General features: G+C 60.8%; 9 protein-coding genes. 4 read left to right on the forward strand and 5 right to left on the reverse strand.

The window, feature by feature from the left end; genetic code table 11:
• Window positions 1-5: 5 nt before the first annotated feature.
• Complete coding sequence (locus tag LOY35_RS28030; RefSeq protein ID WP_258629378.1) at window positions 6-683, forward strand: GNAT family N-acetyltransferase; 678 nt, start codon at window positions 6-8, stop codon at window positions 681-683.
• Between the two features lie 58 nt (window positions 684-741).
• Here LOY35_RS28030 and LOY35_RS28035 read toward each other — a convergent pair whose 3' ends face one another.
• Both LOY35_RS28035 and LOY35_RS28040 read right to left on the reverse strand, forming a co-directional pair.
• On the reverse strand, window positions 742-5694 hold the full coding sequence (locus tag LOY35_RS28035) for an OTU family ubiquitin thioesterase (protein WP_258629379.1): 4953 nt from the start codon (window positions 5692-5694) through the stop codon (window positions 742-744).
• A 232-nt stretch (window positions 5695-5926) separates the two neighbouring features.
• A complete protein-coding gene (locus tag LOY35_RS28040; protein WP_258629380.1) occupies window positions 5927-6826 on the reverse strand; it encodes a homocysteine S-methyltransferase family protein in 900 nt (299 codons plus the stop codon).
• 113 nt (window positions 6827-6939) lie between these two features.
• Here LOY35_RS28040 and LOY35_RS28045 point away from each other — a divergent pair, with 113 nt between their 5' ends.
• Both LOY35_RS28045 and LOY35_RS28050 read left to right on the forward strand, forming a co-directional pair.
• Window positions 6940-7761, forward strand: a complete 822-nt coding sequence (locus LOY35_RS28045) for an ABC transporter substrate-binding protein (RefSeq protein WP_258629381.1) — start codon at window positions 6940-6942, stop codon at window positions 7759-7761.
• On the forward strand, window positions 7758-8594 hold the full coding sequence (locus LOY35_RS28050; RefSeq protein ID WP_258629382.1) for an amino acid ABC transporter permease: 837 nt from the start codon (window positions 7758-7760) through the stop codon (window positions 8592-8594). The genes LOY35_RS28045 and LOY35_RS28050 overlap by 4 nt, the downstream gene beginning before the upstream one ends.
• Window positions 8595-8909: 315 nt before the next feature.
• Here LOY35_RS28050 and oadA read toward each other — a convergent pair whose 3' ends face one another.
• A complete protein-coding gene (gene oadA, locus LOY35_RS28055) occupies window positions 8910-10718 on the reverse strand; it encodes a sodium-extruding oxaloacetate decarboxylase subunit alpha (RefSeq protein ID WP_258629384.1) in 1809 nt (602 codons plus the stop codon).
• A 12-nt stretch (window positions 10719-10730) separates the two neighbouring features.
• A complete protein-coding gene (locus LOY35_RS28060; RefSeq protein WP_258629386.1) occupies window positions 10731-12146 on the reverse strand; it encodes an acetyl-CoA carboxylase biotin carboxylase subunit in 1416 nt (471 codons plus the stop codon).
• 188 nt (window positions 12147-12334) lie between these two features.
• On the opposite strand from LOY35_RS28060, the gene LOY35_RS28065 reads away from it, so the two are divergent.
• On the forward strand, window positions 12335-13297 hold the full coding sequence (locus tag LOY35_RS28065) for a LysR family transcriptional regulator (protein ID WP_309475894.1): 963 nt from the start codon (window positions 12335-12337) through the stop codon (window positions 13295-13297).
• On the opposite strand, the gene LOY35_RS28070 is transcribed toward LOY35_RS28065, so the two are convergent.
• On the reverse strand, window positions 13239-13448 hold the full coding sequence (locus LOY35_RS28070; protein WP_024777835.1) for a PA3496 family putative envelope integrity protein: 210 nt from the start codon (window positions 13446-13448) through the stop codon (window positions 13239-13241). The genes LOY35_RS28065 and LOY35_RS28070 overlap by 59 nt on opposite strands.
• Window positions 13449-13496 lie beyond the last annotated feature (48 nt).

Below are 13496 nucleotides of genomic sequence, written 5' to 3' on the forward strand. Positions count from 1 at the left end.
GCTGCATGTTGACTTCACTCGCCGATTGGAAAGGTGCCCCGGCACCGTCCACCCAGTTGATCGAAGGGCGCTTCATCCGCCTGGAAAAACTCGATCCGGCACGGCACGCCGACGGTCTGTGGCAAGCACTGGAAGGCCCCGGGGCCGACCCGAAACTCTGGGACTATCTGCCCTACGGCCCCTTTTCCGAGCGCAAGGCATTCGACGCATGGCTGGAAAATCATGCGGCGAACATCGATCCGTATTTCTTCACGGTAATCGACCGCGCCAATGGCGAGGTGCAGGGCATTCTCAGCCTGATGTCCATCGTGCCGGCCCAGGGTCGCATCGAGATCGGCCATGTGACGTTCGGCGCCTCCATGCAGCGCTCACCGAAAAGCACCGAGGCGGTTTATCTGCTGGCGAAAGAGTCCTTCGCCTTGGGTTACCGGCGCCTGGAATGGAAATGCAACAACGCCAATGCCCGCTCGAAATACGCCGCCGAACGATTGGGGTTCACGTTTGAGGGGGTGTTCCGCCAGCACATGGTGGTCAAGGGACAGAACCGCGACACCGCGTGGTACTCGATGCTGGATTCGGAATGGCCAGCGATCGGGGCGGCGTTCGAGCAATGGCTCAGTGAAGAGAATCAAAGCGCGGGCGCACAGGTGCGTAGCCTGACGCAATGCCGCTCATCGCAGTGAGTGGTAGATGACCGCCACCGCGAATCCATTCGCGATGGCGGTCGATCAAGGCCGGCTATCAGGACTCAGGCGGTTTCCTGGTGGCCAGGAACGGCTTGAGCACCTCAGGCGTCACCCCGCTTCGGGCATGGGGCCAGGCCCATTGCGGTATGGATCCATGAGCACTCACATAACTGGCGAAATCCAGCCGACTGTGCCCCGCACGGCTCTGCGAGAAATCGAAATTGTGGAGAAAGTACTGAACCTGTCGTTCGCTCATGGTGTAGGCCCCCATGATCAACTGATGCGCTCGGGCCTCATCATTAACCAGACTGTCTATCAATGCACCCGTGAAAGCCGACTCGCTGTTGAGCGAGCCGGGTCGTCCGAGGGCGAATCGAATGTTGTCGTCGCTGAATGCCGGCCCCATCAAATCCTGCCAGATGGCCTTGGCGCTATCCCGCGAGATCCCGCGTATGGCTCGAATGGACGTCCACAGGTTCGGCCTGTTGAACAAAATAGCGACCCGGCTATTGGAAAGCGGCTGCCCTGGTGTGTTGAATAGCCTGGCGACAGCGGACAAGTCACTGTCCCTGAAATACCGGGCCTCCTGGAGAAAGTAAAAGAAGTCCAGCAAAGCCTGCCGATGCGTGAACAGACTGCTCAGGTTCCAGTCATCGAACGGCCGCATCCAGTTGATATCGACGCCAGCGTACCTCGTCAGTTCGTCATAACGACCGCTGGCATAGTCGCCGATGAGCTGAAGTCGCGTATTGGATATGCTCGGGTTGCGTATCCATTGTGAAAGCAGACTCACGGGAAACAGGCCACCCAGGTTGGAAGCGATCACCGGCGACTTGAGAAGAATATTTGCCCGCGTCTGCAACATAGGAAATCGCTCGAGCGCCACAATGAGCAGATCGACGAGATCCTCGGCGCGGTCGTAATAGATGTGTTGCTCCAACAGCTCCGAGTCTTCATCCATGACATTGCCGGTCTCTTGCTCGTACCGTCTTTTGGCCTTCTTCAAATCATCGCGATCCACCAGATAGGCACCATTGAGCACCTCCTCCAGCTGCGTATCGTCGAGATGACCATGCAGGGCATCATCGTAGAGAACATACGCCAGACTGTTCTTGGGATGATGATCGGTCAGCTCTCGGGCCCTGACCCCGTATTCGAGCATGATATGAATCACGTCCTGGGAGAACATGAGGTGTTCATTGTTGAGCAGTTCGTCGATTTCCGAATTTTCGATGGGGCGGATCAACGTGTCCTCGAAGAAGGTCCGCACGGATCGATCGGTTTGCGTGTAGTAAGGAATGCTGCTCAGTATCGGACGACCCGGAGCCCGGGGGGACAAGTAGCTGCCGATGTGACGCAGGATCTCCGGTGGCAGCACAGCGTTCCAGGCTTGGTTCAGTGTTCTGCGCGCCATGTCGTCGGCATACAGGTTCAAGAATCTCACCAACGGTTGAAACAGGTTATGCGGGTTGCGCGTGCCGTAGACAATCTGGCTCACGTCGTACACCGCGGCCTTGCCCAACAAGTGTTCCAGGGAACGTGCGTTATCGGCGAGCGCTTGCTGCAGACCGGAGGGCGGCGATACCAGGTAATGACTCATCTCCGGGTGGAGATCGATATAAGCGGCTGTTTCATTGCGCAGCCCCTGCATCGAAAACGGTCGCTGAGGCTGCCCCTCGTTCAGCCCACGCGCTACCGCATTGAAGAAGCAGTTGCCGTCGGCAGCGAACGTGACGTCAGTGTTATCAGCCAACCTTAAGGTGTAATGATTTTCACCGGTTCGTAGCAACACCACGTCGGTGCTGGACCTGAGCGGGTGCGTGCCCGTTGGATAGCCGCTTTCTTCTTGCCCCGGGGTAAAGCGTATCGACCAGTCCTGCCGGCCACGCCGTTGATCGACGATCAACAAGCTGCGATTTTGTGGCCAACTTGGCAGACGGGTGATGACTGACGGGACCAGATCCATGATCTCGACGTCCCATTCGTTGGGGGTGCGAATCAGATCGGCCACGGCGCGAAGCGATGTCGAGGGTTGGTTGGGATCCGAAGGGCCCGGTTGCGGCATCCCTGCGCGCGGGCGCTTGCCCCCTCCGCCCAGACCAAAGCCCACGGCGTGCCATTGGCCATCAGGCGCACGGGCCACCGTGCTCCTCATCACCCCACTGGAGCGGATGTTCAACCCCGTCGCCGGGTCGACAATGGTGGCCTCTATGGCCTTGAGCGGCGTGTGGTCGTGTACCCGCAATACCGTGCCATCGGGTTGCTGCACATACACCTGGCGGACGGTGCGCCCCGTGGCGCTGTCCGTGATCGCGGGACGATAGAAACCCCCGGCATCGGCGCGCACCCCTCGGATCACCGTGGTATCCGCCACGGCATAGCGGTGATAAAGCGCTTCTTCCAGGGGCAATCCAAACCGTGCACCTGTCTGATTTTGTCGAGCCGTTATCGCCAGAAAAGAGGATCGCCCCCGCACGTTGACGCTCACGCCACCGAAGCCGACAGCCTTTCGGGTGTTTGCCACCGCGTGGACGAACGCCAGTGTCGTCGTATTCGTTGGCACGGCACCGGTCCTGAGCACCAACAGGCCGGTCCTGACGGCACGGGTCAGCATCTGGAAACCGGGGATCAACAGCAGGCCGGCCAGGTCCATGACAATTTCAACCGCCATCATCACCAGCCGCGCAACGGTCTGCAGGCCGATGTCCCGGTTGCTGTTGGAGCGATGATCCGCGTAGGCGCTGTGGAAGTTGACATGGGCCTGGTGAAAGCGCTCAAGCCAATCATCGGTGATCAGGAAGCCACGGATCAGGGGGCGACCGCGGTGCTGTCCCAAGGCGCGCTTTATCTCCTCTGGATCGAGGGCGGAAATGCGCGAGCGGAAATACCCTCGCCACTCGTCCTGTTGCAGCAGCCCGGTAATGCCATCGCTCAGGTCGGCAAACTCTTGCAGGTCATTGCCCTGGGGGCTGTCCGGCAAATACACGCCCACGGTGCCTTTGATATCCGGTCCAGGCTGGTCTGAAAAGATCAGCACGCCATCGATGCCGAGCGCATTGCGCGGTGTGCCACCTTGCTCACCGACACTGCCGCCCAGGAGGAGACCATGGACATGGACCCTGCGCCCACCCACCCATGCCCGATTCGCCGCCGAGGGTGATTGCAGGACCGCCTCCAGCCAGCTAGCCAACAGCTTTCGCGGATGGGCTGGCTTGGCAAGCGGATCCGTCACTCTGGCCTGGAACACCCCGTCGCCCCTGAGTGCGGCCTCATAGCTCTTGAATTCCAGGTGGGCCAGGTACGACGCCTGCCAGGCCGCTTTGTATCGAGGCTCATTCATTTGCTGGCGCAGCAGGATTTCATAATTGCCACCGACATCGATGCTCGTCGCCATCCTGGCCAGTTCCCCCCCAGTCACCGTGATCAGAAAACCGTTTTCCGGATGCCGGATACGTTGACCGCGTTGATCGAGAAGGTAGACAGCCACCACTTCGCGCATGGCGTTCGGGTATTGCTGCGCCCGCAGATTGTCGAGCATCAACTGGGTCAAGCTGCTGGTACGGGACTGCCTTGGGTTGGCCCGGTCACTGTAGAACAGCCTGACCAGGGTTTGCTCCGGATCCACGTCGATCTGCGGGTGGATGGTTTGCTGGAGGTACTGCTTGATCTTCTGGCGCGTGAACTGCACCAGCGTCGGAACACCGCTGCCCAGTGCGAACACGGCCTCGAATACCTTTGTTTCGAGATGGCGATAACGGGCCCGCTCGGCAAACGTCGCGGTCTTGTAGAAACCGGGGCGACGGTTCTCCACCAGGGTTTCCTGACGCGCCGCCAGTGGCCCGGCCAATGACAACAGGGGCAAGCCAAGGGCATCTTCGGTTTGCCGGGCGAAGTCACTCACCGCAACCGTTGCGTTTCCTGGCGCATCCAGAACCTTCTCCAGCGCCGCACGTTGCATCTGCAGCAGGTCGGCCGCCGCCACTTCAAAAACGTGCCCGGACAGTTCGACGGACATGTCCCGGACCGTGCACGCCTGGCCCTCAAGGGTGGGGCGTACGTGGCTGACCAGGTCCTGGAAAGTGTTGAAGCGCTGAAGCCCATGCTCCTGGGAATACAGGAACAGCGATGGCCGGTCGGTGAACTTGATCACCATCGCGCCGGGCCATTTCTGCGGCTGCGCTGCGCCGCTATCGAGCCTGACCGCATAGACATGGGGAATCGGCGCTCGCAACAGGCGGCTTCGGTCCGCCTGGGAAGGATGGGTGGTGATGATGTCCAGCAGGCGGTCTTCATCGCTTTGCTGGATTCGCTCGTTCTGGCTGAGTTGAGCGGCAGGGTCCCGATCGGCTTTGTACAGGTCGAAAAAATGCAGGTAGCGCCGGAACAACAGCAGCGCGAGAGCGGCTTCGGTCGTGGACGACGCCGTCACGCCTGGCAACGCCTCCCAGCCCTTGCGCTGTCGAAAGAGCGCCAGTTCGTCACGGAACTGACGCTTCACCCGTTCATTCGTGGTCGGCTGGGCAAGATAGAACGCGGATTCCATGACCCTCAACGTGTCCTTGTCCAGCGGGCCGGCAAAAAGGCTGTCGGCCTCCTCCAGGGAGTCCGGACGGGTGAAGAACCCGACGTCCCCCTTCTGGAAGTCAGGCGCCGTGTCGCTGAGCAAACTGTTGCGCATGACGTGGGTAAAGCTGTCCGAGGAGGTCAGCACGGCTCCACCGGCCTGGTTCGTGGTGAAGCGGCTTACATAGCATTGCTCCGGTTCGATGTCCGGAAGCAGCGATGCACGAAACTTCTTGGCGGGGATCTTGGCTTTGAGCTGGCCGACCAGCAGCGCGCCCATCACCCGGTCGAAGGTGGGAACGGCTGCGAACAGACGGGCCAGCTGTACCTGGTGGGTGTCCAGCAAGTCCAGTTGCCTGAGCTGTTCCTTCGCCTGGGCATCGATCGTTTCTGATGGGGGTACAGGTGACGCAACACCCGGTTCATCCTTGGGGGAAATCGACATCTAAATGGTCCGGTTCTGATTGAAAGAGTCCGGACCCTATCGCGCTGTTCGCCCCGAGATGACGTACATATGTATAGAGGGGTGTGAAACGGGAAGGGAAGCGTAAGCTGATATTTATGGATAGCTGAAGTCCGCTATCGCGAGCAGGCTCGCTCCCACATGGGAATGTATTTTCCTGTGGGAGCGAGCCCGCTCGCGATGACAATCGAGCGGCCGATGATTCGCTGCTGGCTCACGCCAGCTTCTGCGCCAGCACCGCAATGTGCTCCGGTCCGATCCCGCAGCAGCCACCCAAGTGGCTGGCCCCACGCTTCTGCCAGTCCGCCGCCCATTGGAGGTAGCCCGGTGGATCGAGGTCCTCACGCAGTGGGTCCAGCCCGTCGTTGGCGGTCGCTTCCTTGGGTTGCGGCGGAAAGGCGTTGGCGTAGGCGCCGATGTGGATCTTCACCCCCAGGCGCTCGAAGGTTTGCCGGGCGGCATCGATCGCAGCGCCGATCACTTCCGGCTGGCTGCAGTTGAACAACAGCGCCTCGACGCCCAGTTCGGCCGCGACGGCCGCTGCGTCCGCCACCGGTTCGCCGGAACGCAGGCGCGGGACTTCGTCAGTGTCTTCATCCTTGAGGGTGAACGACAGCCAGAACGGCTTGCCATCCTTGGGCAACCCGGCGTGAATCGCCCTCGCCTCTACCGTCGAGCTTTGGGTTTCGGCCAGCCACAGGTCGACATGGGGCGCCAGGCCGGTGACCAGGGGCGTCAGCAGCTCACTGGCGCGGGAAGCATCGAACAGATCAGGCCGATAGGAGCCGAACAGCGGCGGCAACGAGCCAGCCACCCGCACTGCCTTGCCGGATGCCTGTACCGCCCGCCGGGCCAGCTCGCCGGCCAGCGCCGCCAGTGCCTGGCCTTCGGCGGCGAAACGCGCTTCGCCAATGTGAAACGGCACGACGGCATAGCTGTTGCTGGTAATGACATTGGCGCCGCTGGCAATATAGGCCGCGTGCACGGCCTCTACCGCCTGGGGAGCTTCGCTCAGGGCCAACGCCGACCACTCGGGCTGCCTGAATGGCGCGCCACGGCGTTGCAGTTCGCGGCCCATGCCGCCGTCGAGAATGACTGTCGTTGCTGAGCCCATATGCGATTCACTCATAAGCTTATGAAAATAACTCACTACCGGAGTTGTTCTTATAACTATTTAATACGCACTCTTCGGTTAACCACAACCTGTATTTTCAGCCAGGGCCCTACATGAAACTTCAACCATTGATGGCCCTGGGCCTGACTCTTCTGGCCGCCTCTTCGCAGGCGTTCGCTGGCACCACGCTGGACCGTATCGAGCAGAAAAAAGAACTGGTCGGTGTGTTGATGGAAAGCTACCCGCCTTTCTCGTTTCTCAACGATCAGAACCAGCTCGACGGGTTTGACGTAGACGTGGCCAAAGCCGTGGCGCAGAAGCTGGGTGTGAAGCTACGCCTGGAAACGCCGTCCTGGGACGTGATCGCCGCCGGACGCTGGAGCGGGCGTTATGACATCTGCATCTGCTCCATGACACCGAGCAAGGCCCGCGCCGAAGTGTTCGATTTCCCGGTGCAGTACTACGCCTCGCCGGCGGTGATCGTGGTCAACGCCAAGGACGACCGGATCCACGGGGCCAAGGACCTGAGCGACAAAAAAGTCGGCCTTACCAGTGCCTCCAGCTACGAGAGCTACCTGAACAAGAACCTGGTGATCGAAGGCGCCGAGGATACCCAGCTGAGCTATCCGTTCGAGAATGTGCAGATCGCCCCGTATGACACCGACAACGTGGCCTTCCAGGACCTGGGCCTGGGCGCCGGGGTACGCCTGGACGCGGTGCTGACCAACCTGGTGACCGCGCAGCCACGCCTGACGGAGGACAAGCGCTTCAAACTGGCCGGCGAGCCGCTGTACTCCGAGCCGAACTCGGTGGCCATCGAAAAGGGCGACGCCCAGTGGGACAGCAAGGTGCGTGAAGTCTTCGCCCAGTTGAAACAGGACGGCACCTTGAGCAAACTCTCGCAGAAATGGATCGGCGCCGACATCACTCAATGACCTCTTTTCCACCCCCATCCCAGCCACCGCAACCGGTGGCTGAGTCGCGCCTGAAGAAAATCTTCGGTTTTCGCACACGGTTGTACCTGACCTGGGCAGTCATGCTGGCGCTGTTCGCCAGTTTTTTCCTGGGCTTCGACCTGAAGTTCTCGATCATCCTGGACAAGTTGCCGAACCTGATCGGCCTGCACCTGGCGCCCAACGGCTTTCTGCAGGGCGCGGTGCTGACGCTGTTCCTGTGCCTGTGTTCGATCGTCGCCTCGTCATTGCTGGGCTTCATCACCGCCCTGGCGCGGCTGTCCAGCAGCGCAGTCGCGTTCGGCATTGCCAGTTTCTATGCGTCGTTCTTCCGTGGCACGCCGCTGCTGATCCAGATCCTGCTGATCTACCTGGGCCTGCCGCAACTGGGCTTGGTTCCGGGCGCCGTCACTGCAGGGATCATTGCCCTGTCGCTGAACTACGGCGCCTACCTGAGCGAAATCTTCCGCGCCGGCATCCTCGGCGTCCCCCACGGCCAACGCGAAGCCTCGCTGGCGCTGGGCCTGAGCGAAACCGTGATCTTCTGGCGCGTCACCCTGCCCCAGGCCATGCGCACCATCATCCCGCCGACCACCAACCAGTTCATCTCCATGCTCAAGGACTCCTCCCTGATCTCGGTGATGGGTGTCTGGGAAGTGATGTTCCTGGCGCAGTCCTATGGTCGCTCCAGCTATCGCTACATCGAAATGCTCACCACGGCGGCGATCATCTATTGGCTGATGTCCATCGCACTGGAACTGATCCAGGCGCGGATGGAGCGGCATTATGGGAAGGCGTATCTCAAGCGCAGTTGACGCGCCGTCGCTGTCATAAGGACCGTTCCGGGTGTGATGAAGGGCAGCGCCACGTACCGTGAACGCTGTCGGGACACTGGCGGATGATGTTCTGATCACTGCGTGAGCAGGCTGCAGGCAAGCGTGGTGGAGCATCGTGTGGGAGCGAGCCTGCTCGCGATAGCGGTGTGTCAGCCACTATCGATACTGGCTGACCTGACGCTATCGCGAGCAGGCTCGCTCCCACAGGGGTTTGGTGTGGGGCAGGATCTGCGCACAAAAAAAAGGGGAGCACATGCCCCCCCGAGGTTAAAGCGTTGTATCGAGGCTGTTAACTCAGCCTTCGATCTCGATCAGGATCTCGCCCGGGTTGACCCGGTCGCCCTTGGCCACATGAATGGCGGTGACCTTGCCGGCGATGGCCGCCTGTACTTCGGTCTCCATTTTCATGGCTTCGGTGATCAGTACGGCCTGGCCGGCCTTCACCACGTCGCCTTCCTTGACCAGCACATCGACGATGTTGCCCGGCATGGTGGTGCTGACGTGGCCAGGCGCAGAGGCTTGCTTGCGCTTGCTGCTGCCGCCGCTGACGAATTCATTGAGCGGTTCGAAAACCACTTCTTCCGGCATGCCATCGATGGACAGGTAGAAGTGACGCTTGCCTTCGGCCTTGACGCCGACGCCGGTGATGTCGACACGGTAGGTTTCGCCGTGAACGTCGATGACGAACTCGGTCGGTACACCTTCGCCGCCCGCAGAGCTCACGCTGCCTGCTTCAGGGATCGGCAGCAGCACTTCCGGAGTCAGGGTGCCGGCTTCGCGCTCTTCCAGGAACTTGCGCCCGATATCCGGGAACATGGCATAGGTCAGCACGTCTTCTTCGGATTTGGCCAGCGCGCCGATTTCGCCGCGCAGCTTGGTCATTTCCGGCTTGAGCAGGTCGGCCGGACGCACGTCGATCACGTCCTCGCTACCGATAGCCTGGCGACGCAGCTTCTCGTTCACTTCGCCCGGCGCCTTGCCGTAGCCGCCCTGCAGGTAGAGCTTCACTTCGTTGGTGATGGTCTTGTAGCGCTCGCCAGCCAGCACGTTGAAGAAGGCCTGGGTACCGACGATCTGCGAGGTCGGCGTGACCAACGGCGGGAAGCCGAGGTCTTCACGCACTCGCGGGATTTCCGCCAGCACTTCGTTCATGCGGTTCAGCGCGCCCTGCTCTTTCAACTGGTTGGCCAGGTTGGAAATCATCCCACCCGGTACCTGGTTGACCTGGACACGGGTATCCACCGCCGTGAACTGGCTTTCGAACTGGTGATACTTCTTGCGCACCGCATAGAAATACAGACCGATTTCCTGCAGCAATTCCAAGTCCAGGCCGGTGTCGAACTCGCTGCCCTTGAGGGCCGCGACCATCGATTCGGTACCCGGGTGGCTGGTGCCCCAGGCGAAGCTGGAGATGGCGGTGTCGATGTGGTCGGCGCCGTTCTCGACAGCCTTGAGCTGGCACATCGCGGCCAGGCCGGCGGTGTCGTGGGAGTGGATGAACACCGGCAACGATTGCTCGGCCTTCAAGGCCTTCACCAGTTCGCCGGTGGCGTACGGGGTCAGCAAACCGGCCATGTCCTTGATCGCCACCGAATCGCACCCCATGGCTTCCATCTGCTTGGCCTGGGCCACGAAAGCGTCGATGGTGTGCACCGGGCTGGTGGTGTAGGCGATGGTGCCCTGGGCATGCTTGCCGGCAGCCTTCACCGCCTCGATGGCGACACGCAGGTTACGCACGTCGTTCATCGCATCGAAAATACGGAACACATCGATGCCGTTGACCGCGGCCTTGGCCACGAACGCCTTGACCACGTCATCGCTGTAATGGCGATAGCCCAACAGGTTCTGGCCACGCAGCAACATTTGCAGGCGGGTGTTGGGCAGCGCGGCGCGCAGTTGGCGCAGGCGCTCCCACGGGTCTTCTTTCAGGAAACGCACGCAGGCGTCGAACGTCGCGCCGCCCCAGACTTCCAGCGACCAGTAGCCGACTTTGTCGAGCTTGTCGCAGATAGGCAGCATGTCTTCGGTGCGCATGCGGGTGGCGAGCAGCGATTGGTGGGCGTCGCGCAGGATTGTGTCGGTAACAAAGATCTTCTTGGACATGGTCATACTTCCTTACAGGCCTGCGTGGGCGGCAATGGCGGCGGCGATGGCCAGGGCCAGCTCTTCGGGTTTGCGCTTGATCGAGTAGTTGGTCAGTTCAGGGTGGCTTTCGACGAAGCTGGTATTGAACTGGCCGCTCCGGAATTCCGGGTTGCGCAGGATTTCCTGGTAGTACGCGGCAGTGGTCTTGACCCCCTGCAGGCGCATGTCATCCAGGGCGCGCAGGCCTCGGTCCATCGCTTCTTCCCAGGTCAATGCCCAGACCACCAGTTTCAGACACATCGAATCGTAGAACGGTGGAATGGTATAACCGGTGTAGATCGCCGTATCAGTACGCACGCCAGGGCCGCCGGGGGCGTAGTAGCGGGTGATCTTGCCGAAGCTGGGCAGGAAGTTGTTCTTCGGGTCCTCGGCGTTGATCCGGAACTGCAAGGCAAAGCCACGGTGCTGGATGTCTTCCTGCTTGACCGACAGCGGCAGGCCGGACGCGATGCGGATCTGCTCGCGAACGATATCGATACCGGTGATTTCTTCGGTGATGGTGTGTTCCACCTGCACCCGGGTGTTCATTTCCATGAAGTACACCTCGCCCTCGGCGAGCAGGAACTCCACGGTGCCGGCGTTCTCGTAGCCCACGGCCTTGGCGGCGCGCACCGACAGGTCGCCGATGTAGGCGCGCTGCTCGGGCGTCAGTTGCGGGCTGGGGGCGATTTCGATCAGTTTCTGGTTGCGCCGCTGGATCGAGCAATCCCGTTCGAACAGATGCACCACGTTGCCGAAACTGTCACCCAGGATCTGCGCTTCGATGTGCTTGGGATTGACGATGCACTTTTCCAGGAACACTTCCGCCGAACCGAACGCCTTGGTGGCTTCGGAAATGACTCGCGGGAAGGCCTGTTCCAGTTCTTCGCGGCTGTTGCAACGTCGGATACCCCGACCGCCGCCGCCGGACGTGGCCTTGAGCATCACCGGGTAACCGATCCGGTCACCCTCGGCCAAGGCCTCTTCGATACCCGACACGTTGCCTTCGGTACCCGGCGTGACCGGCACGCCGGCCTTGATCATGCTGCGCCGGGCTTCGGTCTTGTCGCCCATGCGACGAATGACTTCCGCCGCCGGGCCAATGAATTTGATTCCGCGTTCGGCGCAGATGTCCGCCAGTTCGGCGTTCTCTGAAAGAAAGCCGTAGCCAGGATGCAAGGCGTCGCAGCCGGTTTCGACCGCCAGGTTCACCAATTTGCGCGGATTGAGATAGCCGGCCAGCGGGTCAACGCCGATGCTGTGGGCCTCGTCCGCGCGCTTGACATGCAGGGCATGGCGATCAGCGTCGGAATAGACCGCGACCGAGCGAATGCCCATCTCGGCGCAAGCGCGCACGATGCGGACGGCAATCTCACCACGGTTGGCGATCAAGATCTTTTTTATCAATTGGAGGTTCCCTTGAGCCGGTGATACCACGGCCTGAGGTTCAGGCCGACGCGTGACCAGATGTAACAATCGGTCGCAGCACCCACACTAGTCCTGGCCGTTGATTAACAAAAATGAATATTTATTGGGTCAGGCATAAGCGAAGACTTATAGTTGAGCTATCCGATTCGGACCAAGGTGCCTAGAAAATGCGTAAGTCATTGATGCGTATGACATTGCGTCAACTGCAGATTTTCAACGAAGTGTGCGACCTGAGGTCCTACAGCCGCGCAGCCGATGAAATGTCTCTCACTCAGCCGGCCGTCAGCCTACAGATTCGATCCCTTGAAGAGCTGATTGGCCAGCCGCTGTTTGAATACGTTGGCAAAAAGCTCTACATGACCGAAGCCGCCGAAGCCCTGCAACGCGCCAGCCGGGACATCTTCGGGCGCCTGGAAAATCTCGACATGCAGCTCTCGGACATGCAGGGTTCGCTGCAAGGTCAACTGAAGCTGGCGGTGGAGTCCAGCGCCAAATACTTCGTGCCGCACCTGTTTGCCGCGTTCAAGCGCCAGCACCCGGAGGTCAACCTGAGCCTCACGGTGGTCAATCGTGGGCAAGTCATCCGTCGCCTCTCGGATAACCGGGACGACCTGGTGATCATGTCCATGGTGCCCCAGGACATGGGGTTGGAGTTCCTGCCGTTTCTCAACAATCCGATCGTGGCCGTGGCGCCGCCGGACCATCCCTTGTGTCACATGGGCCCGCTGCGCTTGCAGGATCTGGAGCCGTACACGTTGTTGCTGCGCGAGCCGGGTTCAGGCACGCGACTGGCCTGCGAGGAATACTTCAAGGAGAAACGGGTGCATTTCACCCAGACACTGGAAGTGGCTTCAGCGGAGGCCCAGCGCGAATGCGTGGTGGCGGGCCTGGGCGTGGCATTGTTGACGCGCCACGCCGTGAGCCGTGAGCTGTCGTCCGGCGCACTCATCGAGTTGCCGATCGAGGAACTGCCGTTGTACCGCAGTTGGTGCCTGGTACAGGCCAGGGCGAAACGCTTGTCACCGGTGGCCCACGCCTTCCTGGCGTTTGTGCGCGGCGAGCGCGCTCAGATCATTGGCCTGGTTGAGCGTTTCGACGGGAAGCCGCCGGCGTTGCCTGCCAGTAATTGAACTCCGTGACGTCGGGATATTCGCTGATTTCCGCCAGGAGCTGGCGCTGCTCATAACGGTCTTCGATCGCACGACGAAACGCCATGCGGCGCTGGTCTTCCTGTTGACGGCGGGTTTTGACGGCGCTGCGTTCTTCGTAGGACTGGGTCATGTCGAGACTCCCAAGACGTATACGGGAGTTTCACGATGACAATACGGG

The sequence above is a fragment of the Pseudomonas sp. B21-028 genome, from assembly GCF_024749045.1.
In the GTDB taxonomy this organism is placed as follows: Bacteria; Pseudomonadota; Gammaproteobacteria; order Pseudomonadales; family Pseudomonadaceae; genus Aquipseudomonas.